Genomic DNA, 23,681 nt, shown 5'->3' with positions numbered 1-23,681 from the left:
TTTAAAAATTATAAAGTTTATAATTTTAAAAAATGACTAATTCAAATATAGATATTGATAAAGCAGGTTGGTCTTTTGATAACACATATGCAAAACTACCTGAAGATTTTTTAATTAAACAAAACCCTATTCCAGTAAAATCTCCAGAACTTATAATTTTAAATAAAGATTTACCTAAAGATTTGAATTTAGATTTTACAAATATTAGAGAAGATAATTTATCTCAATTATTTTCAGGTAATTTATTGCCCAGAGGATCAAATTCGATTGCACAGGCATATGCTGGACACCAATTTGGTCATTTTACAATGTTAGGTGATGGGCGAGCTGTTCTTATGGGTGAACACCTATCAAAAAATGGTGATAGATATGACATTCAATTTAAAGGCTCTGGAAAAACACCTTTTTCGAGAAGTGGTGATGGTAGAGCAGCCCTAGGACCAATGCTTAGAGAATATATCATTAGTGAGGCAATGCATGAGCTGGGCGTACCAACGACCAGAAGTTTAGCAGTTGTTAAAACTGGAGAAAATGTAATTAGAGAAACACTTTTACCAGGTGCCATATTAACTAGAATTGCTGCTAGTCATATACGTGTAGGAACTTTTCAATATATTGCAGCCACTCAAAAGGAACAAAATTTAAAAATTCTATTTGATTACGTAATCAATCGACACTATCCCAATATAAAAAATTCTAAAAACCAAGCTTTGGGTTTGCTGAAAACAATAATGGATATTCAAATTAATTTAGTTATTAACTGGATGCGTATTGGTTTCATTCATGGTGTGATGAACACTGATAATGTATCGATTTGTGGTGAAACAATTGATTACGGTCCATGTGCTTTTATGGATGCTTATAATCCAGATACAGTCTTTAGTTCGATTGATCAGCAAGCAAGATATTCATTTTCAAATCAACCAAAGATTATCAAATGGAACTTAGCAAGGTTTGCAGAATGTATTATAACACTCATAGATAGCAACAAAGATAAGGCTATAGAAATTTCAACTGAAACAATTAATTCTTTTGAAAAAATTTATGAAGAAAAATGGCTGAATATGATGCGTGATAAATTAGGGTTATTTGGTGAAGATATAAATGATCAAATTTTAATTATGGAACTATTAACATGGATGCATAAAAATAAAGCTGATTACACTAATACTTTTTGTTTTTTGATGAATGAAAAATTTTCTGATAATGAAATTTATAATGATGAAAATTTTCATATTTGGAAAAAAAAATGGGAAGGTCGCTTAAAATTAAATAATAATAGTCAGGAAAAGTATTTAAAATTAATGCATTCAGTAAACCCACTGATTATTCCAAGAAATCATAAAGTTGAAGAAGCTTTAACTGCTGCAAACAATGGTGATTTAAAAGTTATGAATAAATTATTAAAAATTTTAGAAAACCCATATGAAAATCAAAATGATATTACTGATTTTCAGTCTCCTGCACCACCTAGTGATAAAGCTTATCAAACATTTTGTGGTACATAATTATTGATTAACAAAATGAAAACTAAATACAAAATAAAGATAGCACAAATTATTTCTTTTTTTTTAAGACCCTTTTTTAAAAAGAATCAAATTCACATAAGAAATAAAATAAAATGGATGCTTGATTTAAATGAAGGTATAGATTTATCAATATTTCTATTTGGTACCTCTGAAAAAAAAATTGAGAATTTGAAACAAATTTTTAAATCAAATACAAAACTTACAATAATTGATATTGGTGCAAATATAGGTTCTATTTCATTACCGCTTGCTAAGATTTTTAATAAAAGTAAGATTTTTGCTATTGAACCAACTAATTATGCTTTTAAAAAATTAACTAAAAACTTAAATTTAAATAATAATTTAAAAAAAAATATCATTTTAAATCAATTATTTTTATCAAAAATTAAAAAACCTACAAAAGTTTGGTCTAGTTGGAATTTTGATGATAATAAAAGTAAACATAAACGGCACCTTGGTACGCTTCATTCTATTAAAAAAAAATCATATATATCTCTAACAAAATTTATTAATTTAAAAAAAATTAAAAGAGTTGACTTTATAAAATTAGATGTTGATGGGCATGAGCTTGATGTTTTAAAAAGTGGGGAAAAATTTTTTCAAACAAACAAACCTGTTATATTTATAGAAATTGCACCATATCTATATCCAGAATTTAATTATAATTGCTCAGAGTTAATTGCTTATATAAAAGAGTTAAAATATTCTTTTTACAGTGAGGACTTAAAAAAAATTTCTAATATTAATAATTATGTAAAAAAAATTACTTATGGTGGAAGTGAGAATTTTTACCTAATGAATAACTATAAAACGTAAGGTTCTGGTCTTGCATTATTTTCAAGAACTCTTTCTACAGAAAAATCGCTGATATCAATTGTTTGATAAGACCCTGTGGAGATCAATTCAGTAAGCGCTCTACCAATTCCTGGTGCTTGCATTAAACCTCTGCCCGTAAATCCTGATGCCATATAAACATTATCATATTTAGGATGTTTGCCAACCACCGCATTATTATCCAATTTATTACAATCATAATAACCAGCCCATCCACCAGTTAATTTTAATTCTTCAAAAGCAGGAATTCTTTGTGCTAATGCAGGCCATACTAATTCTTCAAAATCATTCCACGCTGGTTCTAAATCAGTAGCATCAAATACTGAGTTAGGGGAACCTGCTAAATACTCTCCACCTTCTGGTCTCCAGTAAACACCTGTTGTTAAATCTCCGGTCAACGGCATTTCTTTAATATATTTGGGGCATTTAACTCTAAAAACTGTATGCTTTTGAGGAACTACCGGGATATCTTTTAATAATTCTTTGGTCCAGCATCCCGCAGCAGATATAATCGTTTTAGCTTTGATATCAGAGATATTTTTCACTTCACCTTTGATAAATTCTGCACCTAATTCAATCGCCTTACTCTTTAAGGCTCCATGAAACATAAAAGGATCAATCCATCCTTCACTCTGGTTATCTGTATAAGTTGCAGTCTCAATACCCTCACTGCTTATATAAGGAAATATTTTTGATAGTTCAGAACCTTTAATATTTTTAGTTCCAGCATCACAAGCTTCATGATTTATTAAAGCTTTATACTGTTCCTCAGCATGCTCTGGACCAAACATTAATAAGTAGCCGTTTGTAACCATGCTTGCTGTAGGGTTTGGATTTTTTTCAGTTTTTAACAGTTCTGGTATTTGAAAAATAAATTCTCTTGCAAATTTTCCCAATAAAATATTTTCTTTTTGAAAAAATTGTCTTCTAAATCCACCAAGTGATAATGGAAAAGAAGCTGTTTTATAAGTTGGATCTCTTTCTATAACTTTAACTTTTCTACCTTCTTTAGATAAAAAATACGCTGTAGCAGTCCCTATTATTCCACCACCAACTATTACAACATCATCCATAATTTACTTTAATTTAATATGATTAAACTTACATTTAGCAGTAATGCAAAGAAACACCAAAGTAAATAAGGAATCATTAAATAATAGCTATACAAGTTGGCACGCTTAAATCTAATTATGAGAATGATTATCAATAATATTAAAATTACCAATACAATTAGAGCTAAAACAATTTTATGAAAAACAAAAAAAACTATACTCCAAGTTGTATTAAAAATTAAATGAATAAAGTAGATGTAAATAGTGTTTATATCTCTGTTTTTACTATGCCAAAATTTCCAGATAGCAATTGTCATAAAAAAATAAAGCGTAGTCCAAACTGGTGCAAAAATCCAATCTGGTGGATTAAACGAGGGTTTGATGATTAAAGAATACCATGGCTCTTTAAAACCAACAGTAGCTAAACCTCCTATTACTGATGCAGAAAAAGTTACAAGAGCAAACAATAAAAAAGATAAGAATTTGTTTTTTAACATATTTCTATTATACAATAGAATATGGACGAAAAAAAAGTTATTTGGATAACTGGTGCAAGCAGTGGAATTGGTAAAGCTCTTGCAATCAAATTTGCAGAAAATGGGTGGTTGGTTGCTGCATCTGCAAGACGAGAAAATTTATTAAATGAACTTAAAAAAATTAATCAAAGTATTATTCCTTTTCCTTTAGATGTTACTGAAATTGATTCATGTAAATTAGTTGCAAAAAATATAATCAAGCAATTTAATAATATTGATATATGTGTGTTTGGTACGGGTATGCATGATCCAAAATCAGAAAAAAGATTTAATTTAGATAAAATAAGAGAAATTATGGAAGTTAATTATTTTGGAACAATGAATTCAATTAATTCAATCTATGATTATTTCTCCGAAAAAAAAAATGGCCAAATATCTATAATTTCTTCTGTTGCAGGCTACCGTGGATTACCTGCTGCTGGTGCATATTGTGCTTCAAAATCAGCACTTACCAGCTTTGCTGAAAGTTTAAACTTTGATATGAGAATGAAGAATGTACGAGTTTCATTAATCAGTCCTGGTTTCATAAAAACACCTATGACTGATCAAAATGATTTTCCAATGCCCATGATTAAAACCCCAGAATTTGCTGCAGAGGAAATTTATAAAGGATTAGTAATCAAAAAAAGTTTTGAAATACACTTCCCAAAAGCCTTTACATATTTTTTAAAATTTCTTCAAATGCTACCTAGCAGTTTATATTTTAAGTTAGTCGCTAGAGGTATGAAGAAGATTGATTATTAATTTTTTTTGAAGAAAACTGTCAATTCACCAACTTTAAATCCAAACTTTGTAAGTGTGGCTCGATTAATTGCAACATCTTCATCCTGTTTAAAAATCCAATCATCAAAAGAAACTTTAATATTCTTTCCTTTAAATGGAACCATTAAATCATATTCAAATTTAAAAGCTGATCCATATTGATAACCTTTAGCTGTACCTACAACATCAGGTGCAGTACCTTCATAGTAATTTTGATCAATCTTTTTGATTTTCCATATCCGATTTTGTTTTTCTCCGTCTGTCCAATAAAAATCTTCTTTAAGAGTTAAAGTATCTCCCTCAAAACTACCTGTCATATCAGCTTTAAATTGTCTAGTAACCTTACCACTACGGTCTTGTAATAGGCCCCATGCTTTAACTGGACCATTAAAGTATTGCTCTATAGTCATAGTTGGTTCAGTATTTTTGAAATCTGTTGGCTTCATAGAGTTATTGTTTATACAACTTGCTGTAAAGAATAAAGAAATTATTAACACAGTTAATCTAATGGTTTTAAAGTTTATCATGTCGCTCCTATTGTTATTTGTTTTGCAGTGAAAATTGAATTAAGTCTATATTTTTTGATTTAAAACCAGCTTCACAATATGAAAGGTAAAATTCCCACATTCTTTTAAATTTTAAATCAAAGCCTTGTTTTTTAATTAAGTCCCATTTTTTATCAAATATTTCTCTCCAAATAATCAAAGTCTCAGAGTAATGATTGGCATATGAATTATACTCATTAAATTTCAATCCATTTTTATCAACATAATTTTGTAATTCACTTTTTGAAGGCAAAAAACCACCTGGAAAAATATACTGTTGTATAAAATCTTTTTTATTTTTATATCTATTAAATAAACTATCATCGATAGTTATGGCCTGAATACCCACCGTACCAGATGGTGTTAGATTATTTTTAATTGTATTAAAATAACTGTCTAAATAGTTTTGACCTACAGCTTCAATCATTTCTATTGATGCAATATGATCATATTTATCTTTTAAATCTCTATAATCTTTAATTTGAATATTTACTTTTTCATTAAGTCCACATCGATGAATTCTCTCTTTAGCAAATTCATATTGTTTTTTGGAAATGGTAATACAATCTAATTTAACATCATAATTAGTACCTAAATACTCAGCAAAACCACCCCAACCACAACCAATTTCTAAAATTTTATTACCATTTGTAGGCCTTATTAGATCTATTAGTTTTTGATATTTATTGTTCTGAGCTTCAAAAAGTTCTTGTTTGGGGCTTTCAAATATAGCGCTGGAATAGGTTAAGGTTTTATCAAGCCATAATGAAAAAAAGTCATTTCCTAAATCATAATGTTTGGCAATATTTTCTTTACTTCTATTTTTAGTATTTTTTATAATTTTGTTTTTAATAAAATTGATAAAAGGCAAATCGAAGATTCCAGAAAATTTATAAATGGTTTTTATATTCTTTGCTGTTAACTCAATCAAATCAGAAAGATTATTTGTTATAAAAAAATCTTTCATATAAGATTCACCCAAACCGATACTTCCACTTTTAATTAAATTATAATTGAGACTTTCATCTTTAATTTCTAAAAAAACTTTTAAAGTTTCATCAGGGTTGCCAAACTTTAAAACTTCGCCATTTATTTTTTTAACTTCAAGAAAACCATACTTAATATTTTTTAGTGCGTTAAACACAATTAAATCTGAAATTTTGTAAATTAACATTAGTTTTCGATAGTAATATTATCCTTAATTTTTAATTTTTTTTTTATAAATTTAATTCCTTTTGTCCATAATTTAAATGCCTCATAATGTATCGCTATAATGATTTTGAATGTCATTAATGGATGTTTTAAATAAGATTTAAGTAGGTTTCTATTGTTCAATTCACTTTTAATACCATCTTGTGAAGCATATAATACTTTACCAACTGGATCATTCAGATCAATTATTACAGATATTTTATTACCAGGTTTCAATAGTCTAAAAAAATAAATACAATTCATTTCTATAAATGGAGATACGTGAAATTTCTTCTTACACATATGTTGAATCAGATTTTGGTCTTTTTCAGTTTTAAAAACATAAACATGTTGCTCGCCAAATGTGTTTTTTACTTCATATAATATAGATATTAGATCAAAATTTTTGTCGTAGACATAAAAAACACTTAATGGATTAAATACATATCCAAATATTCTTGGGTAACATAAAAGTTTAATATGAACATCGTTAGTATCAATATTATTTTTTCTAAGATTATCTAAAACCCATTCCTTAAGAGAGCTCCCATCTCTTGCTCCATGGTCTTTATCAAAGAAACTAATAATATTTAGTTTATTGTATGAAAATATCTTTAAAGTTTTGTGTAGTAAATCTATTTCCGATAAATCTATAAGAAGTGAAAATACATTGTAATTAAAACTATGAATTTTGGGCTTAAATCTTTTATGAATTACATTTCCTGTATAAATATAAGAATTTTTAATCATTAAGTGTTTTTAGCATATCAATAGAGGACTTTATTCCATCCTCGTGAAAACCATAACCAAAATAACTACCACAAAATAAAATATGTTTTTTATTTTGAATTTTATGCAGGTTACTTTGATTGGTTAATGCTTCTGTATCGTAATAAGGGTGAGTAAATGCTACTTTTTTAAATATCTTATCATTTGGAATTTCTTTAAATGGATTAATTGTTAAAAAAATATTTCTATCTATCTTTAAATTTTGTAACTGATTTATCCAATATGTTACAGCTGTCTTTTCATTATTATTTGAGTCCATTGAAGAATTCCAAGCACACCATGCTTTTTTATTTTTAGGCATAACACTTTCATCAAAATGTATTACTGCAGTGTTTGCTCTATATTTAAATTTTCTTAATATTGACTTCTCGTCTAGTGTTGGATTATCAATTATCTTTAATGCTTCGTCTGCATGAGTTGCTATTACAACTTTATCATATTCAAAGAACTCATTTTCCTCCCCATAAAAAATTTTAGCACCTAAATTATTTCTAGTGATTTTATTTATATTGTAATTCTTAAAATGTTCTCCACTAACTTGGCCTATTATCTTATCGACATAAGTTTTGCTTCGATTTGTAACCGTAAACCATTGAGGTCTATCTTTAATTTTAAACAGTCCATGATTCTTGAAAAAGCTTAGAAAAAAAGATAATGGCATTTGTTTTGCTTCATATGGAGGCATCGACCATATAGCAGATACCATTGGTATAATATGATAATTAATAAAATATTCTGAAATTTTTATTTCTGTTAAATACTCCCCTAATGTTATTGAACTAATTTTTTTAATTTCTATTTTTTCACAGTTTTTATAAAAGCTTAAAATTTCAAAAAACATTTTTAAGAATTTTGGATTAAATAAATTTTTTTTATTAGAAAAAATTCCACCTAATCCTTTTCCACAATATTCTAATCCACTATTTTCTACAGTAACAGAAAATGACATATCACTTTTTTCAATCTCTATTTTATTTTCTAAAAAAAAATTAATTAAATTTGGATATGTTTGCTTATTAAAAACCATAAATCCAATATCTATTGGAATTTCTTTGTTAGGGTTGTAAGCAACCTTTATTGTATTTGCGTGACCCCCAAATTGATTTTCTTTTTCAAATAAATCAACTTTATGTTTTTTAGATAGGTAATAAGCAGCACTTAATCCTGATATACCAGCACCTACTACAGCAATTTTCATCTTAGTAAATATCTAAGCAGCTGTGTCTTCGTACTCTTCCATAGATGGACATGTACAAAACAAGTTTTTATCTCCATAAACATTATCTACTCTACCAACTGGAGGCCAATATTTATTTGTTCTTAAAAACTCTGAAGGATAAGCGGCCTCTTCTCTTTCATACTTATGATCCCACTTATTGGATGTTAATTCAACGTGAGTATGTGGCGCATTCTTCAATGGGTTGTCAGTCTTGTCATATTCACCAGACTGAATTTTATCTATTTCTTGTTTTATTTTTATAAGAGTAGAACAAAATTTATCAATTTCACTCAAACTTTCACTTTCTGTAGGTTCAATCATCATTGTACCAGCAACAGGCCAAGACATTGTTGGAGCATGATAGCCAAAATCAATCAATCGCTTTGCAATATCTTCTTCAGTGATCCCTGTTTCACTTTTTATCGTTCTAATATCAATGATACATTCATGAGCTACATTGCCACTTTTACCCTTATATAAAATTGGAAAAGAGTTTTTTAATTTATGGGCAATATAATTTGCATTTAGTATTGCAACTTGTGATGCTTTTCTTAGGCCTTCAGAACCCATCATCTTTATATACATCCATGAAATCGATAAGATACTTGAGCTACCCCAAGGAGCTGCAGATACCGCTCCCATTCCAGTCACTGGACCACAATCTTTTATCACAGAATGTTTTGGCAAAAATATTTCTAAATGTTTTTTACACGCTATTGGTCCCATACCAGGTCCACCACCACCATGAGGTATACAAAATGTTTTATGCAAATTTATATGACAAACATCTGGTCCAAAATTTCCTGGTTTAGCAATACCTACTAATGCATTTAAGTTAGCTCCATCCATGTAAACTTGCCCACCATGATTATGAATTAACTCACATATGTCAGTTATTTTCTCTTCAAATACACCATGTGTTGATGGATAAGTGACCATAAGGGCAGCTAAATTTTCTGAATGTTCTTCAGCTTTATTTTTTAAATCTTCATAGTCTACGTTTCCATATTGATCACATTTAACAACAACTACTTTCATACCAACCATTTGAGCACTAGCTGGGTTTGTGCCATGCGCTGAACTTGGAATTAAACAAACATTACGATTTGTTTCACCATTTTTTTCATGAAATTTACGTATTACCATTAGACCAGCAAACTCTCCTTGAGCACCAGCATTTGGTTGCAATGAAACTCCAGAAAATCCAGTAATTGATCTCAACCAGTTTTTCAAATCTGTAAATAATTCTCTATAACCATCCATTTGCTCTACAGGAGAAAAAGGATGTGGCTGTGAAAATTCTTTCCAGGTAACTGGTATCATTTCTGCAACTGCATTAAGTTTCATAGTGCACGAGCCTAAGGCAATCATAGATTTATTTAAAGCAATGTCAGAATCTTCTAATTTTTTTAAATATCTAAGCATTTCTGTTTCCGAATGATAACTATTAAAAACTGGATGATCTAAATAAGTTGAAGTTCTTAATAGGTTTTTTGGAATATTAGATAAACTTTCATTCATAGACTTTTTAATTGTTTCTGAACAATTAAAGATTTTTAGTAACTGATTTGCTCTATAAAGATTTTTTCTCTCATCAAAAGATACTGCTAACATTTCAGAATTCACTTTTCTGATGTTCACTCCTTGATCTAAAGCATTTTTGTATATCTTCTCTGTTTTATCTAAAGTTTTTATTGTTACCGTATCAAAAAATTCATTTGAATAAAGTTCATAACCAGATTGCTTTAGCTTATCTGCAAAATTTTTAGTTAATTGAGAGACACTTTCTGCAATTTTTTTAATTCCTTGTGGACCATGATAGACCGCATAAGCTGCAGAAACTATTGCCAATAATGCTTGTGCAGTACAAATATTACTCGTGGCTTTGTCTCTTCTTATATGTTGCTCTCTTGTTTGAAGGGCAAGTCTATATGCTTTTTTCCCATGTCTATCCACTGATACACCTACTATTCTGCCTGGCATTGATCTTTTATATTCATCTTTTGTAGCAAAAAATGCTGCATGGGGACCACCATAGCCCATTGGAATTCCGAAACGTTGTGAGCTACCGACAGCAATATCGGCACCTAACTCAGCAGGTGTTTTTAGTTTAGCGAGTGCTAACAAATCACATGCTAAAACTGCTTTTCCATTAAATTTATGTATTTTACTAATAGCCTCACTTGGGTCTTTAATATCTCCAAGAGTTCCTGGATATTGAATGATACCACATATAATATCTTCTTTAATATCTTTATCTTCGTCACCAACTATTATTTCTAGGCCTAAAGGTTCAGCTCTTGTTTTAATAACATCAATTGTTTGAGGATGACAATTTTTTGAAACAAAAACTTTTTTAGATTCAGACTTAGATATTCTATAACTCAATCCCATAGCTTCTGCTGCAGCTGTTCCTTCATCTAAAAGAGAGGCATTAGCGATATCCATTCCAGTGAAGTCAATTATCATTTGTTGAAAATTTAATAACATTTCCAATCTTCCTTGTGCTACTTCTGGCTGATAAGGGGTATAAGAAGTATACCATCCTGGATTTTCTAAAATATTTCTAAGTATTACATAGGGAGTATAAGTTCCATAATAACCCATTCCTATAAAGCTAGAATAAATCTTATTTTTTTTAGAAATATCTTTTAATTTTCTAAGTGCTTTATATTCAGAATTTGGATCACCAATATCTAAATCATCTTTAAGAAGAATTTTTTCTGGTACGGTATCTTTTATTAAATCATCAAGATTTTGGTATCCCAACTCTTTCAGCATAACATTTTGTTCATCAATAGATGGACCTATATGTCTTTGTATAAAATCTTTTTGAGCATTCTTTAACATTTAACTACCGCTTTCTTTTGAAAATTTTTCGTATTCTTCTTTATTCATTAATGAATCCATTTCAGACTTATCAGTAATTTTTAATTTAAAAAACCATGCTTCATTTTCTGGATCAGAATTAACTTTTGCAGGATCGTCAACAATGGCTTGGTTATTTTCGATAATTTCTCCAGATACAGGAGTATAAATATCACTTGCAGCCTTTGTAGATTCTACAACTCCAGCATTGCCATCTTTAACTACAGAAGATCCTATTTCTGGTAACTCTACGAAAACAATATCTCCTAGCATTTCGGTTGCATGTTGTGTAATTCCTACAACAGCAGTGTCTCCATCTAACTTTATCCACTCGTGTTCTTTAGAATATTTTACTTCACTCATTTACTAGCTCCTTTCACATAACTTTTTTTATAAAATGGCAAATTACTTATAATTGCCGGATATTTTTTTCCTCTCACTTCTAAAAAAACCTTAGTATCAATTTTAGAAAATGAATTTTCTACATAACCCATTGCAACTGGGGCCTGAACGCTGGGTCCAAAAGTTCCACTTGTAATTTCCCCAATATTTTTATCATCCTCACTAAATATTGAAGTTTTTTCACGGGCTATAATTCTTCCTTCTGGCTTAATACCTACGCGGATTTTGTTTACTCCTTTCTCGATTTGAGATTTAATTTTTTCACATCCAATAAACCCACCCTCAAGAATTCTATTTTTTGATATTGCCCATTTTAAATTTGCTTCTACTGGGCTTTTATTAATATCCATGTCATGACCATACAAACAAAGTCCCGCCTCTAGTCTCAAGGTATCTCTGGCACCTAATCCAATTAAATTAGCCCCTTCATCTATGAGTTTTTGCACAAACGCTTCTGCGTTCTCATTTTTGATAGATATCTCAAATCCATCTTCACCGGTATAACCTGATCTTGTGATATAAATATCCTCTTTAAGATAATTAAACGTATCACCATTCATAAATTTTAGATCTGATACTCCATTGATTATCTTTTCTAGTATTTGGACTGCTTTAGGGCCTTGAATTGCTATAAGCGATAGATCTTCACTTAAAATCATTTCATACTTATCTTCTAACAATTTAGTTAAAAGTTTAAAATCTGTATTCTTACAAGCAGCATTTAATACAATGTTAAAACCACCTTCAACTTTTGTGATAATTAAATCATCATAAATTCCTGCTTCATCATTCATTAAAAAACTATATTTGGATTGATTTAATTTAGCCTTACTCAATTCAGCTGGAAAAATTTTTTCAAGATCTTTTGCCAACTTATCATCTCCTTTAATGAATAGCTGACCCATATGTGACACATCAAAAATACCTGCATTTTCTCTTGTACTTTTATGCTCCTCAATAATTCCTTTAGAATATTGAATTGGCATTTGATACCCAGCAAATGGAACAAATTTAGCTCCATGCTTTTGGTGTAAATTATAAAGTGCTGTTTTTATATTTTCCATATTAACTTACTGTACCCATCTGTATGTTTGCCTGAGAGTTTTATTCCTTCGGCGAGAACTTAATCTCTTTCCAGAGTTAATATGTTACGGTCCTTTTGCCTGAGAGATTCCTGGGTGGTTGCTCCTTCGGCGCTACGATAGTTTGTAGTCTCTCCCGTATGAAAGAATAATCTACCAGATGTATGTCAGAGTCAATTAATAATTTTTTCTTTTTTATTAGACAAAAGCAACGATGAAAACTGAAGTAAAACAGCAAATAGAATAATTGCACCTCCAATTAATGTAAATAATGATGCCCGTTCACCTGCAAATAAAAAAGCCCAAAAAGGTCCTAAAACAGATTCAGATAGCATAATTACTCCAACCATTGCAGAAGGTGTACTACGTGCTCCAATGGTAATGAATATAAAACCAAAACCAACTTGAAAAAAACCTGCTAAAAAACCTAAAAATATATCATTAGGTGAAACCATTAAATTATGTGAATAATAAATGCATACGCTTAAACCTATTAAACATGAACTTACTCCAGCAACAAATTGTGCAGGAATCATGTCTACTGTAGGGAATTTTCTTACTATCATGATTAAGACTGCAAATGTGATGGGCATTGTAAACGCAGCTAAATTTCCTGAAAGGTTACCTGGTCTAAGATCATTACCAACCATTAAAGTAACTCCTGTTATTGCTAATATTATTGAAACTAGAGTTATTGTTGAAATTTTTTCTTTTAAAAATAGGTAGCCAAAAATTGCAAGAAATAAAATCTGTAATGAGATTATAAAATTAGTATTAGCAACCGATGTATTGGACATTGCATATACATAACCACAAAATCCGAATGATAATACAATACCCCCAAAAAAACCTGGTAATCCAGATTTATAGAAAGAGCTTAAAGTTTTCTTTTTATAGGTAATTATTAGGAAGGTTAAAACGGTAAGTGTAAAAAATAAAGATCTCCAAAAAAGAATTTGCCACTCGGTAGAGCCTTCAAATTTTTTTACAATAAGCCCACCAAAACTTAAACTTAGAGCTCCCATAAAAATAAGCAATGGACCTGGAATTTTATTGATTACATTCATTTAAATATCTATTGGTATCTTCTGTGTATGCTTTAAATATATTCTGAGCTTCTTCAAGACTTACTTCCTTAAAGTTTATTTTTGTTCCAGGGGTTAATTGCCCAACTAAATCAAGATCAGCAGTAATAACTACACCAATCTTTGGATATCCTCCAACTGTTCCATGATCAGATAACATTATTATTGGATTACCATCAGCAGGTACCTGAATAACTCCTCTAACTAAACCTTCTGATTTGATGTTGGTGTTTTTTATATTTTCTAATTTAGGACCTTTTAATCTTATACCCATTCTATCAACAAGGTTTGTGATTAAAAAATCTTCATTAAAAAATTTGTCTATTGCACCCTTAGAAAAATAGTCAAAATTTGTACCTTTAATAATTCTAATGATGTTGTCAGTAGAATAATCAAAATTTATTTTTTTGTTTATTGGGCTTTTGATATCAATCTTTTGAATAAAAATTTTATCATTTAACGAATATTTTTTTCCATTATTTGGTCCAATATTTGCTTTAGTATTTATGGAATAACTGCCCCATGTTTTTTCTACATCAAAGCCACCATTAACAGCTAAGTATCCATACGTAGAATTTTTGGTTGATATTATATCTATTTGATCTTCATCATCTAAAAAATAGCTTTTATAACACTCACCTTCTTCAACCTCTAAATTCTTTCTAATAATTTTAAAAAAAATATCCCCAGATATTGCAAAATTAATTTTTCCATTCTTTAACTTTAAAAGAGGGCCTTGGTATGCAAACTCTAATACAGGCTCATCTAATTGATTTTCAACTAGTTTATTTGATAATATATAATTTCTTTGGTCAATTGCACCGCTTACTGCAATACCAACATGATATAAATGATTTCTACCTTTGTCTTGAATGGTAGTATTAACTCCAGCCCTTAAAATCTCAAAATATGCTTTATTCATTCCAATTTAAATATTCTTCTTTTGTTATTTGATAAAAACTTACTTTATCACCTGGATTAACTAGAGCTGGTTGAACTAAATTTTTATCATCAAAAATTTTCTTTGGGGTGTTACCAATAATATTCCAACCACCAGGGCTTTCAAAAGTATAAATATTTGCAAATTGTTCTGTTATTCCTACCGATCCTTTAGGCATCTTTAATCTTGGTGTTTCCAATCGATCACATCTAATATTTTCATTAAGATCTCCTAAAAAAGGCATTCCAGCAATAAAACCTGTCATATAACAAAAATATTCTTTGCCAAAATACAGTTCTAATATTTTATTTTTATTTATACTTAATTTTTTAGTTAGTCTTAAAAAATCCAGTCCATACTCATCATCACAACAAACTGGAATCTTAATTTTTTTATTATTATTTTTAATATCTCTATTAATAGTTAAGCCTTCTATAAAATCTTTGATTTTTTTATAGTTAGTTATAGTTAAATCAAAACTGATGATTAATTTATTATAAGAGGGTGTTAAGTTAGTTATTCCTTCAATCTTTTTATCTTTTATTACTTTTGATATATGGTGAAAGTAATCTATGACGCTTGAATTTATTATTTCATTAACCTCTGAGCCAAAATTACAATATACGGCTGCATCACCAAGATTTGATATATTTTTAATCATGTAATGTTATACTCCAGACCAAAGAGTATGGAAATTAATATCAATTGTGATCTAGGAGAAAAATCTAAGTTTCATTCTGTCAAGAATGATCCAGAATTACTTAATATTGTAAATTCTGCCAACATTGCATGTGGCTACCATGCAGGAGATGAACAAACAATGGATATGGTTATTCAAATTTCAAAAAAAAATGGTGTTAGTTTGGGTGCCCATCCATCATTTAAAGATCCTGAAAACTTTGGAAGAAAAAGAATAAATTTAAGTTCCTTAGAAATAAAAAAACTAATTTTCGACCAATATGAAATATTACAAAAAATTGCTCAAAAATATAATGAAAATGTTACTCATATTAAACCACATGGGGCTCTTAATAACATGGCTTGTGAAGACCTGGAATTAGCCACAACTCTTGCAGTGGCAATAAAAGAGCTTAATAAAGATATTATTTATCTGGTACCAACGGGTTCGCATATGGAAGTTGCTGCTAAGAAAAATGGTTTGAGAATAGCTTGTGAAATTTTTGCAGATAGAAATTATGAAGATAATGGAAATTTAATTTCTAGAGGTAAACCAAACGCTTTAATCACTGACCCTGAATTAGCAAAAAACCATGTGTTGAGCATGGTTAAAAATCAGGCAATAAATTGTCTCAGTGGTAAACAGATACCTTGTGAGATTGACTCGGTTTGTATACATGGTGATAATGAAAGCTCATTGGCAACTGCAAAATCTATCAGAGACAATTTGGTTGATAATGGCTTAGAACTAAAACCTTTAAATAAAATGGATAAATTTAAATAAAATATGAAAAAACTTATTTATACTTTGCTAATAATTATAGCACTCACTAATAATTCATTTGCAGCAGGAAGTAGCAGTGATAGCGATTCTACCCCTAAAGCTTCAGACTACACAAAAGCAAAAAATTTAATTAACTCAGCTAAGAAATATGAAAAAAAAGGAAAAATCGACAAAGCACAAGAAAGATATGCTAAAGCACAAAAACTTCTTTTAAAATCTAATGATGAAAAACCACTGCAGGCAGATACTTTAAATTATTTAGGTTTTACTACTAGAAAACTTGGAGATTTTGAAGGAGGTGAAAAATTTTACTTACAAGGCCTAGAAATTGAACCTAATCATAATGGAATAAATGAGTACCTTGGTGAGCTTTATGCAGTTACAAACCGAATAGATATGGCTAAAGAAAGGTTAGAAGTTTTAAAAACTTGTAATTGTGAAGAATATGAGGAACTAAAAGAAATTATCGACGGATCAAAGAAGTCTAAATATTAAAACATTGAATTAAAATAATTATTTAATATTATAAAAAAATCTTGATCGAAGAATTCATAATTTTAACTCAAATCATCTTTATAGATATCATCTTAGCAGCTGATAATGCTATTATTATTGGATTAATTGCTGCTAACTTTGTACCAAAAAATAGAAAGCAAATAATTCTCTGGGGTGTTGCTGGAGCTTTAGTTTTTAAAATTATTTTTGCTCTTTTTGCTACTTACCTATTTGAATTTTATTATATTAAAATTTTAGGTGGACTACTTCTAATTTGGATTGTTAATGATTTAAGAAAAGATTTAGTTGAAATGAAAAATAAAATTAAATCACCAGTAAAGAAATCTACAGAACCTTCGTTTGTAAAAAGTATTTATAAAGTTTTATTTGCAGATATTACGATAAGCTTTGATAATGTTATTGGGGTGGTTGGTGCTGCAAAAGGTTATTTTGGTTTCATGATATTCGGTCTTGTTTTGTCTGTAGTATTAACTGGGGCATTAGCAACTTATTTAGCAAATTATATTCAAAAGCATTTATGGATAGCCTATGTGGGTCTAGGATTTATTTTAATTGTGGCACTACAATTAATAATTGGTGGATTAAATGATTATGGTGTCTTATCAATTAATGAGACATTTAAACAATATTTTTAATTTAGTATGAATGTTTCTTAGTAGGAAACTTGCCTGTAATCACATCCTTCTTAAAACTTAATGCGGCATTATTTATTTGTTTCTCAATATTTGAATATCTTTTAACAAATCTAGCTTTCATTTTATTTAATCCTATAAGGTCATCTGTAACTAAAACTTGCCCATCACAATATGCTGAGGCACCAATTCCAATCGTCGGAATATTAATCGTTTTTGTAATTTCTTTTGCTAGAGAGCTTTCAATGCACTCTAAAACAATTGAAAATACACCAGCTTCTTCTAGAAGTTTAGAATCTCTTAAAATAGTTTTTCTTTCTTTTGTTTCTTTTCCTTTAAATCTAAAATTTGTTGCAGACTGCGGAAGAACACCAAGATGACCCATTACTGTAATTTTGTTCTTAATTAAAGTTTTAATTATTTGAACAACTTTTTTACCACCTTCAAGCTTGATTGCATCACACTTCGTTTTAGAGATTATTTTTTTTGCATTACTTAAGGCTTCTTTTGGATTTCGGTAAGTATTATGAGGCATGTCTACTACCATTAAACTTTTTTTAACACCCATTCTTACACTTATAGAATGTTCAATCATCATATTTAGTGTCACTTTTTTTGAAGAAGAAAAACTATAAAGTACAGAGCCAAGAGAGTCGCCCACTAAAACAATATCACAATGTTTATCAATAATAGCTGCAATATTTTTTGAATAAGCAGTCAGACAAACAATTTTTGATTTGTTTTTTTTTTGTTTAATCTCCAAAACTTTTTTCATAATATTTTGTATTCTATAGTCAGATATTATTCTAATTCAATAGTGCTTGGGGGTTTTGAGGTAATATCATAAACCACTCTATTAATCCCACTAATATTGTTAATAATTTGATTGGAAATTGATTGCATAAAACCTTTAGGAAAATCAAAAAAATCAGCAGTCATTCCATCTTCAGATGTAATTGCTCTTAGCAGACAAATATGTTCGTAGGTACGGTTATCTCCCATAACACCAACAGTTTTTACAGGTAGTAAAGCAGCATAAGCTTGCCAAATTTTATTATATAACCCGTGATCTCTTAAAGCTTTAATAAAATAGAAATCCGCTTCTTTTAAAATTTTAATTTTTTCTTTTGTTATAATTCCAGGCATTCTTATCGCTAAGCCCGGACCAGGAAACGGATGTCTAGAGATTATATCATTTGATAAATTAAGTTCGAGTCCTAATTTTCTAACCTCATCTTTAAATAAAAATTTAAGAGGTTCTACTAATTTTAATTTCATTCTTTTTGGAAGGCCACCAACATTATGATGTGATTTTATTTTTGAAGTTTGACTACCTGTCACAGATTTACTTTCAATTAGGTCAGGGTAAAGAGTGCCTTGTGCAAGAAATTGAACATTTTTAATTTTTTTTGCATATCGCTCAAATATTTTAATAAACAAATTTCCAATAATTTTTCGTTTTTTTTCTGGATCAGATACGTTTGTTAATTTTCTAATAAATTCATTTTCTGCATTGACATAAATTAAATTCATTTTTAATTTTTTTTTAAATGTATTTACAACTTGTGTTTCTTCATTTTTCCTTAAAAGGCCATTGTTAACAAAAATACAAGTTAAATTTTTTCCAATTGCTTTACTTAGTAATTGTGCCACAACACTACTATCAACACCTCCCGACAATCCACAAATTACTTTATTATTCCCTACTTGTTCTTTAATTTCATTAATTAATTTTAATTTTTGATCTTTTGAAGACCAATTTTTTTTAGTTTTACATATAAGGAAAACAAAATTACGTAATAAGATTTTTCCTTTATTAGTGTGTGTTACTTCTGGGTGAAATTGTACTCCATAAAAATTATTTTTAGTATTTTCAATTATTGTTAATTTAGAATTTTTTGTAGACGCTATAATTTTGAAATTTTTTGGCATTTTGGATACTTGATCGGCATGGCTCATCCAAACATTACTTGTCTTATCTTTATTAAAAAAATTTTTGGTTAAAATACTATTTGATACTTTTTTTATAGTAGCAAGACCAAACTCTCTGTGTTTTGATTTTTTAACTCTACCATCTAATAATTTTGATAATACCTGGTGTCCAAAACATATACCTAGGATTGGAACTCCTAACTTTAAAATCTTTTTATCAAATTTAAATTTATCATTTTCATAAACATTTAAAGGACCACCGGAAAGAATTATTCCAGCTAAATTTTCTTCTATAATTTTGGTTATTTTTATTTTTTTGTGGCTAACAATTTCTGAAAAAACACCTAACTCTCTTACTCTTCTTGCAATCAATTGCGTAAATTGAGAACCAAAATCAATTATTAAAATTTTACTTAAATTACTACTAAGACTCATTTTTAGGTTCCAAATTCTTTAAGGATTCTAAAATTGAATTTTTTTTATCACATAATCTGTTACAAATTTTAGAGAAATTATCAGCTAATTCTTTAACTTTAGAGTAATTAGATCTTTTTAATTCTATTTCCATAAGCATATAGTTTGCTTCTTCATTTTTTGGATCTAATAAAAGCACAGTATCAATGTTTTTTTGTTCTTCTTTTTTATTCTCCTCAAAATTATAAATTTTTGCTAAATATAAATATGAATTTTGATCCTTAGGGTTAAAAACAATATTTCTTTGAAACAAAAATTTAGACTCTTCATATTTCTGTTCATCATATTTATTTTTTCCTTTTTCAAAAAAATTATTTTCTGATAAAGAATAGCTTCCAAGATTTAAAAGCATAAATATTATTATTGTTAATTTGTTTATTTTTTTCATTAATATTTACTTTCATTTTTTACTTGATCAACGTTATGAACCATACTTTCATAAAAACCTGCTTTTGTTATTTTTACAAAATTAGGTTTATTTTTAAGATTTGGAACTTTTTTCGCACCTAGATAACCCATGGATGATTTTAAACCTCCAATTAATCTATAAATTATACTTTTAACATCTCCTTTATACTTTACAAAACCTTCTACTCCCTCTGGAACATATTTAGATATATCTTTTTGTTTAGTTTGAAAATATCTATCAGCTGAACCTTTATTCATTGCTCCAACAGAGCCCATGCCTCTAAAACTTTTAAATAATTTTCCATTTTTTTTAATTAGTCTTCCGGGTGTTTCTAGACTTCCTGCAAATAACGAACCAATCATTACCGCATCAGCACCTGCTGACAATGCTTTAGCTAAATCACCTGAATATTTAATTCCACCATCTGAAATTATCTTTACTTTATTATTTTTAACACCTTTTTTAACGGCAAGTATTGCACTTAACTGCGGAACACCAATACCTGCAACTAGTCTAGTTGTACAAATTGATCCTGGTCCAATTCCAACTTTAATAATATCTACTCCTAACTTTATTAAATATTTTGCTGCTTCTGCAGTTGCAATATTTCCAGCACATAAAGTTATTTTGTTTTTTTTCAATTTTTTTATTACTTTAATAATTTCCGAAACTTTTTTGCTGTGTCCATGGGCTGTATCAACAACAATCAAATCTACTTTTTCTTTTAAAATAGCCTCTGCTCTTTTAATTTCTAAAGGGCCTGCTCCAACGGCAGCACCAACTAATAGGTTTAATTTTTTAACTTTTTTAATTTCCTTAATTTGTTTTTTGATATCAAGGTTTCTGTGAATTACACCGATGCCTCCAGCTTTAGCTATTGCTATAGCCATTTTACTCTCAGTAACCGTATCCATTGCAGAGGATAATAAAGGTATTTTTAATGTTAAATTAGATGATAATTTTGTACTGGTATCAACTTCAGAAGGTAGAACTTCTGAGTATTTTGGTGCCATTGTGACATCATCAAAGGTAAGTGCTTCTTTTATAGGATCCATAATGATTTATATATGATTCCTTTCAAAAAAAAAGTCCCTATCTTAAAATTTTACAAATAATAAAACTTTCTTTAGATTCTTTTCTGCTAGACTTAGGTTTAAAAACCTTCACTTCTTTGAATAATTTTTTGCCCAAGGCAACAATTTCGTTAAATGATGAGCCTAAAAAAATCTTAGAGACAAATCGCCCTTCTTTAATCAACATTTCTTTTGAGAAATTCATAGCTTCCATTGCAAGTTCCCCTGTATAAATTGCATCTATATCTTTTATGCCCGTTGTATTAACAGCCATATCTGACACGACAACATCGACTTTTGATTTGAATAAGCTTTTTATTTTTTCTTGAGAATCTAAATCAGTAAAATCACCTTTAATTTGGATTGTATTCTCAATTTCTTCCATGCCCTTTATGTCAATAGAAACTAGTCTTCCACTTTTTACTGTTCTTGAAATATATTGAGACCAACTACCTGGTGATGCACCTAAATCTATTACTGATATTCCATTTTTAAATATCTTAAATTTTTGATCAATTTCTATTAATTTATATGCAGATCTAGCACGATAACCATCTACCTGAGATTGTCTAACGTAAATGTCTCTTTTCTGTTTGTTGATCCAATTTTTAGAAATTCTATTCTTTTTCAATTAATGACCAAATCTTAAACTTTTAAACAATACTTTTTGCTGAATAGTCTTAATATTAATTTTAACTTCCTTATTTAATCTCATATCTTTATCACCATCCCAGATTCCAGCAGCTAAGTGCATAATTCCTATTTCATAATTTGGCAAATAAGGCTCAACAAATGTATTTTTAATTTCATCAAATTTAGGCAATAAATTACTAGCAATCCAATTACAATTTAATGGCAAAAATTCAGTTTCAAGTTCGTCTATATAGACTGACATATTGATAGCAAGACCTTCTGAACCAAAAATATTTCCACTTTTTAAAGTTTGTTCTAGATTTTTTTGCCAAGAAGTCCAGCCAGGTGAATTTTTTTCTAATGAAAAAACTCCAATATTTATATGTGGGGCGAAAGCTAATTTTCTTGCTTTATTAATTCCAACTTTTGATTTTATTGCATGTTTAAAATTTTGAGATTTAATTATTGCTATTTTCCCAAATAGCCAATTTACTTTTGACATTATTTTGTATCCTGGTCCTAATGTTTGTGTAATTCCTAATTTACCATTTTCACAAGCTTTAAAATATAATTCAACAGAATTCCAATCATTCACCCACGCATCACAATCAATCCATAGAAATTTTTCATAACTAGGAAAATATTTTGGTAAAAAGGCTCTAGATACCTGACTCTTTAACCACTCTTTTCCTTTTACTTTAAATGCCCGAACATCAATATCCCATTTGGCCAATTTAATTTCGTCTACTTTTTTAGATAATATATTTCTTTGTTGCTCAGACAAACCAGCATCTAAAATACAAATTGCTGTATCTTTGCTTTTTTCAAAACTCTTAATAGAGTCGACTAATTCATTAAGTAATTCAAAGTAATTTGAATCAGCCAGAGAAACAATTACATTTTTTTTCATTTATAGTATGTCTTCAAGATCTTCATTGGTATCATTTTCACCACTTAAAATTTTTTGTTTATGAATTTTTTGATAACTAAAGTATCCAATTGGAATTAAGCAAATATAGATTAACCCACAAATGACCAAAACTTTAAATGTATATATTAATAAAAGTCCAAAAAATAATACGACACCAAATAGTGCAAAAATTGTCATACGACGTGGTATAGAAATCTTTTTAAAAGCAAATGTTGGAATTTTACTGATCAGTAAAAATGAAATAGAAATAAAGAATATTGGTACCACTATGTCGTAGCTAATTTTGATTAAATCTATCTCGCTTAGACTTAGTATTAAGGGCATCAATACTAAAATTCCACCTGCTGGTGATGGTACTCCTTCAAAATAATTATCTTTCCATGATGGCTCCGAGTTTGAGCTCACGTTAAATCTTGCTAATCTAAGTGCAACACAAACTACAAAAATCATTGTGAGCAACCAGCCAAATTTTCCTAAATTATTTAAAGACCAAAAATACATTATAAATGCTGGGGCCACTCCAAAACTAATTAAATCTGCCAATGAGTCTAATTCTTTTCCAACCAAAGAGGTTCCTTTTAACATCCTTGCAACTCTACCATCTAATGCATCAAAAATTGCTGCAAAAATAATAGCTATAATAGATAATTCAAATTTTTCATCTAATGCAAATTTAATAGAACTTAATCCAATACATACATTTATTAATGTCAGTGCATTTGGCAAAAGCATTCTAGCTTTTTTATCTGATACAATTTTAAAATTATTTTTAGGTCGCTCCATAA

26 protein-coding genes and 1 riboswitch are annotated in these 23,681 nt (G+C 29.0%); of the genes, 7 read left to right on the top strand and 19 right to left on the bottom strand.

Features of this window, described 5'->3' with window-relative positions:
* The first annotated feature begins 32 nt into the window (after positions 1 to 32).
* On the top strand, positions 33 to 1,508 hold the full coding sequence (locus tag ABXT52_RS01385) for a protein adenylyltransferase SelO (RefSeq protein WP_415272108.1): 1,476 nt from the start codon (positions 33 to 35) through the stop codon (positions 1,506 to 1,508).
* Between the two features lie 15 nt (positions 1,509 to 1,523).
* The gene (locus ABXT52_RS01380; RefSeq protein ID WP_415272107.1) at positions 1,524 to 2,345 is read left to right on the top strand and encodes an FkbM family methyltransferase; all 822 of its coding nucleotides are present in this window, start codon (positions 1,524 to 1,526) and stop codon (positions 2,343 to 2,345) included.
* Here the strand turns inward: ABXT52_RS01380 and ABXT52_RS01375 are convergent.
* On the bottom strand, positions 2,333 to 3,436 hold the full coding sequence (locus ABXT52_RS01375; RefSeq protein ID WP_415272106.1) for an NAD(P)/FAD-dependent oxidoreductase: 1,104 nt from the start codon (positions 3,434 to 3,436) through the stop codon (positions 2,333 to 2,335). The two genes, ABXT52_RS01380 and ABXT52_RS01375, sit on opposite strands and share 13 nt — an antisense overlap.
* An 8-nt stretch (positions 3,437 to 3,444) precedes the next feature.
* The gene (locus ABXT52_RS01370) at positions 3,445 to 3,849 is read right to left on the bottom strand and encodes a TspO/MBR family protein (protein WP_415272506.1); all 405 of its coding nucleotides are present in this window, start codon (positions 3,847 to 3,849) and stop codon (positions 3,445 to 3,447) included.
* On the opposite strand from ABXT52_RS01370, the gene ABXT52_RS01365 reads away from it, so the two are divergent.
* A complete protein-coding gene (locus ABXT52_RS01365) occupies positions 3,797 to 3,961 on the top strand; it encodes a hypothetical protein (protein ID WP_415272538.1) in 165 nt (54 codons plus the stop codon). The genes ABXT52_RS01370 and ABXT52_RS01365 overlap by 53 nt on opposite strands.
* Complete coding sequence (locus ABXT52_RS01360) at positions 3,934 to 4,695, top strand: SDR family NAD(P)-dependent oxidoreductase (RefSeq protein ID WP_415272105.1); 762 nt, start codon at positions 3,934 to 3,936, stop codon at positions 4,693 to 4,695. Before ABXT52_RS01365 ends, ABXT52_RS01360 begins: the two co-directional genes overlap by 28 nt.
* Here ABXT52_RS01360 and ABXT52_RS01355 read toward each other — a convergent pair.
* The 10 genes from ABXT52_RS01355 to ABXT52_RS01310 form a co-directional block, all read right to left on the bottom strand.
* Positions 4,692 to 5,240, bottom strand: coding sequence for a DUF3833 domain-containing protein (locus ABXT52_RS01355; RefSeq protein ID WP_415272104.1), 549 nt, complete (start codon positions 5,238 to 5,240; stop codon positions 4,692 to 4,694). The genes ABXT52_RS01360 and ABXT52_RS01355 overlap by 4 nt on opposite strands.
* Before the next feature lie 13 nt (positions 5,241 to 5,253).
* On the bottom strand, positions 5,254 to 6,432 hold the full coding sequence (locus tag ABXT52_RS01350; RefSeq protein ID WP_415272103.1) for a class I SAM-dependent methyltransferase: 1,179 nt from the start codon (positions 6,430 to 6,432) through the stop codon (positions 5,254 to 5,256).
* Positions 6,432 to 7,199, bottom strand: a complete 768-nt coding sequence (locus tag ABXT52_RS01345; RefSeq protein ID WP_415272102.1) for a DUF1365 domain-containing protein — start codon at positions 7,197 to 7,199, stop codon at positions 6,432 to 6,434. Before ABXT52_RS01345 ends, ABXT52_RS01350 begins: the two co-directional genes overlap by 1 nt.
* Positions 7,192 to 8,436, bottom strand: a complete 1,245-nt coding sequence (locus ABXT52_RS01340; protein ID WP_415272101.1) for an NAD(P)/FAD-dependent oxidoreductase — start codon at positions 8,434 to 8,436, stop codon at positions 7,192 to 7,194. Before ABXT52_RS01340 ends, ABXT52_RS01345 begins: the two co-directional genes overlap by 8 nt.
* Positions 8,437 to 8,448: 12 nt before the next feature.
* Positions 8,449 to 11,307 (bottom strand): aminomethyl-transferring glycine dehydrogenase, encoded by a 2,859-nt coding sequence (gene gcvP, locus ABXT52_RS01335; RefSeq protein ID WP_415272100.1) that lies wholly within the window; start codon positions 11,305 to 11,307, stop codon positions 8,449 to 8,451.
* Positions 11,308 to 11,688, bottom strand: a complete 381-nt coding sequence (gene gcvH, locus ABXT52_RS01330) for a glycine cleavage system protein GcvH (RefSeq protein ID WP_006997244.1) — start codon at positions 11,686 to 11,688, stop codon at positions 11,308 to 11,310.
* Complete coding sequence (gene gcvT, locus ABXT52_RS01325) at positions 11,685 to 12,791, bottom strand: glycine cleavage system aminomethyltransferase GcvT (RefSeq protein WP_415272099.1); 1,107 nt, start codon at positions 12,789 to 12,791, stop codon at positions 11,685 to 11,687. Before gcvT ends, gcvH begins: the two co-directional genes overlap by 4 nt.
* Before the next feature lie 77 nt (positions 12,792 to 12,868).
* A riboswitch (glycine riboswitch) is annotated at positions 12,869 to 12,958 on the bottom strand.
* A gap of 24 nt (positions 12,959 to 12,982) precedes the next feature.
* Positions 12,983 to 13,876 (bottom strand): DMT family transporter, encoded by an 894-nt coding sequence (locus ABXT52_RS01320; protein ID WP_415272098.1) that lies wholly within the window; start codon positions 13,874 to 13,876, stop codon positions 12,983 to 12,985.
* A complete protein-coding gene (locus ABXT52_RS01315) occupies positions 13,860 to 14,816 on the bottom strand; it encodes a biotin-dependent carboxyltransferase family protein (RefSeq protein ID WP_415272097.1) in 957 nt (318 codons plus the stop codon). Before ABXT52_RS01315 ends, ABXT52_RS01320 begins: the two co-directional genes overlap by 17 nt.
* Positions 14,809 to 15,495 carry an allophanate hydrolase subunit 1 gene (locus ABXT52_RS01310; RefSeq protein WP_415272096.1) on the bottom strand — a complete coding sequence of 229 codons (687 nt, stop codon included), beginning with the start codon at positions 15,493 to 15,495 and terminating at the stop codon, positions 14,809 to 14,811. The genes ABXT52_RS01315 and ABXT52_RS01310 overlap by 8 nt, the downstream gene beginning before the upstream one ends.
* 27 nt (positions 15,496 to 15,522) lie before the next feature.
* Between ABXT52_RS01310 and ABXT52_RS01305 the strand changes: the two genes are divergently transcribed.
* The 3 genes from ABXT52_RS01305 to ABXT52_RS01295 are packed head-to-tail and all read left to right on the top strand — an operon-like array spanning position 15,523 to position 17,447.
* Entirely contained in the window at positions 15,523 to 16,296 is a 774-nt protein-coding gene (locus ABXT52_RS01305) for a 5-oxoprolinase subunit PxpA (RefSeq protein ID WP_415272095.1), read from the top strand.
* 3 nt (positions 16,297 to 16,299) lie between these two features.
* Positions 16,300 to 16,791: a tetratricopeptide repeat protein gene (locus ABXT52_RS01300; protein ID WP_415272094.1), complete on the top strand. Its 492-nt coding sequence runs from the start codon at positions 16,300 to 16,302 to the stop codon at positions 16,789 to 16,791.
* 41 nt (positions 16,792 to 16,832) lie between these two features.
* Positions 16,833 to 17,447: a YjbE family putative metal transport protein gene (locus ABXT52_RS01295; protein ID WP_168606596.1), complete on the top strand. Its 615-nt coding sequence runs from the start codon at positions 16,833 to 16,835 to the stop codon at positions 17,445 to 17,447.
* A 1-nt stretch (position 17,448) separates the two neighbouring features.
* Here the strand turns inward: ABXT52_RS01295 and panB are convergent, their stop codons facing one another.
* Genes panB through pssA form a run of 7 tightly spaced genes read right to left on the bottom strand, consistent with a single transcriptional unit; the run spans position 17,449 to position 23,679 of the window.
* Positions 17,449 to 18,219 (bottom strand): 3-methyl-2-oxobutanoate hydroxymethyltransferase, encoded by a 771-nt coding sequence (gene panB, locus ABXT52_RS01290; protein ID WP_415272093.1) that lies wholly within the window; start codon positions 18,217 to 18,219, stop codon positions 17,449 to 17,451.
* Positions 18,220 to 18,245: 26 nt separating this feature from the next.
* The gene (gene guaA, locus ABXT52_RS01285) at positions 18,246 to 19,811 is read right to left on the bottom strand and encodes a glutamine-hydrolyzing GMP synthase (RefSeq protein WP_415272092.1); all 1,566 of its coding nucleotides are present in this window, start codon (positions 19,809 to 19,811) and stop codon (positions 18,246 to 18,248) included.
* Complete coding sequence (locus ABXT52_RS01280; RefSeq protein ID WP_415272091.1) at positions 19,801 to 20,238, bottom strand: hypothetical protein; 438 nt, start codon at positions 20,236 to 20,238, stop codon at positions 19,801 to 19,803. Before ABXT52_RS01280 ends, guaA begins: the two co-directional genes overlap by 11 nt.
* Positions 20,238 to 21,314: an IMP dehydrogenase gene (gene guaB, locus ABXT52_RS01275; RefSeq protein ID WP_415272090.1), complete on the bottom strand. Its 1,077-nt coding sequence runs from the start codon at positions 21,312 to 21,314 to the stop codon at positions 20,238 to 20,240. Before guaB ends, ABXT52_RS01280 begins: the two co-directional genes overlap by 1 nt.
* Before the next feature lie 37 nt (positions 21,315 to 21,351).
* Positions 21,352 to 21,963, bottom strand: a complete 612-nt coding sequence (locus ABXT52_RS01270) for an RlmE family RNA methyltransferase (RefSeq protein ID WP_415272089.1) — start codon at positions 21,961 to 21,963, stop codon at positions 21,352 to 21,354.
* Positions 21,964 to 22,875 (bottom strand): glycosyltransferase, encoded by a 912-nt coding sequence (locus tag ABXT52_RS01265; protein ID WP_415272088.1) that lies wholly within the window; start codon positions 22,873 to 22,875, stop codon positions 21,964 to 21,966.
* Entirely contained in the window at positions 22,876 to 23,679 is an 804-nt protein-coding gene (gene pssA / locus ABXT52_RS01260; protein WP_415272087.1) for a CDP-diacylglycerol--serine O-phosphatidyltransferase, read from the bottom strand.
* Positions 23,680 to 23,681: the final 2 nt, after the last annotated feature.

This window comes from Candidatus Pelagibacter sp. Uisw_121 (assembly GCF_047722545.1).
Classification (GTDB): Bacteria; Pseudomonadota; Alphaproteobacteria; order Pelagibacterales; family Pelagibacteraceae; genus Pelagibacter.
This window is presented reverse-complemented; position numbering and strand designations above follow the sequence as displayed.

Bases quoted from the DNA above. Each gene is read 5' to 3' on its own strand.
- guaA (WP_415272092.1), bottom strand. From the start codon at position 19,811: ATGAGTCTTAGTAGTAATTTAAGTAAAATTTTAATAATTGATTTTGGT.
- ABXT52_RS01345 (WP_415272102.1), bottom strand. From the start codon at position 7,199: ATGATTAAAAATTCTTATATTTATACAGGAAATGTAATTCATAAAAGA.
- pssA (WP_415272087.1), bottom strand. From the start codon at position 23,679: ATGGAGCGACCTAAAAATAATTTTAAAATTGTATCAGATAAAAAAGCT.
- ABXT52_RS01340 (WP_415272101.1), bottom strand. From the start codon at position 8,436: ATGAAAATTGCTGTAGTAGGTGCTGGTATATCAGGATTAAGTGCTGCT.
- gcvP (WP_415272100.1), bottom strand. From the start codon at position 11,307: ATGTTAAAGAATGCTCAAAAAGATTTTATACAAAGACATATAGGTCCA.
- ABXT52_RS01380 (WP_415272107.1), top strand. From the start codon at position 1,524: ATGAAAACTAAATACAAAATAAAGATAGCACAAATTATTTCTTTTTTT.
- ABXT52_RS01355 (WP_415272104.1), bottom strand. From the start codon at position 5,240: ATGATAAACTTTAAAACCATTAGATTAACTGTGTTAATAATTTCTTTA.
- ABXT52_RS01375 (WP_415272106.1), bottom strand. From the start codon at position 3,436: ATGGATGATGTTGTAATAGTTGGTGGTGGAATAATAGGGACTGCTACA.
- ABXT52_RS01350 (WP_415272103.1), bottom strand. From the start codon at position 6,432: ATGTTAATTTACAAAATTTCAGATTTAATTGTGTTTAACGCACTAAAA.
- gcvT (WP_415272099.1), bottom strand. From the start codon at position 12,791: ATGGAAAATATAAAAACAGCACTTTATAATTTACACCAAAAGCATGGA.
- ABXT52_RS01310 (WP_415272096.1), bottom strand. From the start codon at position 15,495: ATGATTAAAAATATATCAAATCTTGGTGATGCAGCCGTATATTGTAAT.
- ABXT52_RS01265 (WP_415272088.1), bottom strand. From the start codon at position 22,875: ATGAAAAAAAATGTAATTGTTTCTCTGGCTGATTCAAATTACTTTGAA.
- ABXT52_RS01305 (WP_415272095.1), top strand. From the start codon at position 15,523: ATGGAAATTAATATCAATTGTGATCTAGGAGAAAAATCTAAGTTTCAT.
- ABXT52_RS01315 (WP_415272097.1), bottom strand. From the start codon at position 14,816: ATGAATAAAGCATATTTTGAGATTTTAAGGGCTGGAGTTAATACTACC.
- ABXT52_RS01385 (WP_415272108.1), top strand. From the start codon at position 33: ATGACTAATTCAAATATAGATATTGATAAAGCAGGTTGGTCTTTTGAT.
- guaB (WP_415272090.1), bottom strand. From the start codon at position 21,314: ATGGATCCTATAAAAGAAGCACTTACCTTTGATGATGTCACAATGGCA.
- ABXT52_RS01300 (WP_415272094.1), top strand. From the start codon at position 16,300: ATGAAAAAACTTATTTATACTTTGCTAATAATTATAGCACTCACTAAT.
- panB (WP_415272093.1), bottom strand. From the start codon at position 18,219: ATGAAAAAAGTTTTGGAGATTAAACAAAAAAAAAACAAATCAAAAATT.
- gcvH (WP_006997244.1), bottom strand. From the start codon at position 11,688: ATGAGTGAAGTAAAATATTCTAAAGAACACGAGTGGATAAAGTTAGAT.
- ABXT52_RS01320 (WP_415272098.1), bottom strand. From the start codon at position 13,876: ATGAATGTAATCAATAAAATTCCAGGTCCATTGCTTATTTTTATGGGA.
- ABXT52_RS01365 (WP_415272538.1), top strand. From the start codon at position 3,797: ATGATTAAAGAATACCATGGCTCTTTAAAACCAACAGTAGCTAAACCT.
- ABXT52_RS01360 (WP_415272105.1), top strand. From the start codon at position 3,934: ATGGACGAAAAAAAAGTTATTTGGATAACTGGTGCAAGCAGTGGAATT.
- ABXT52_RS01280 (WP_415272091.1), bottom strand. From the start codon at position 20,238: ATGAAAAAAATAAACAAATTAACAATAATAATATTTATGCTTTTAAAT.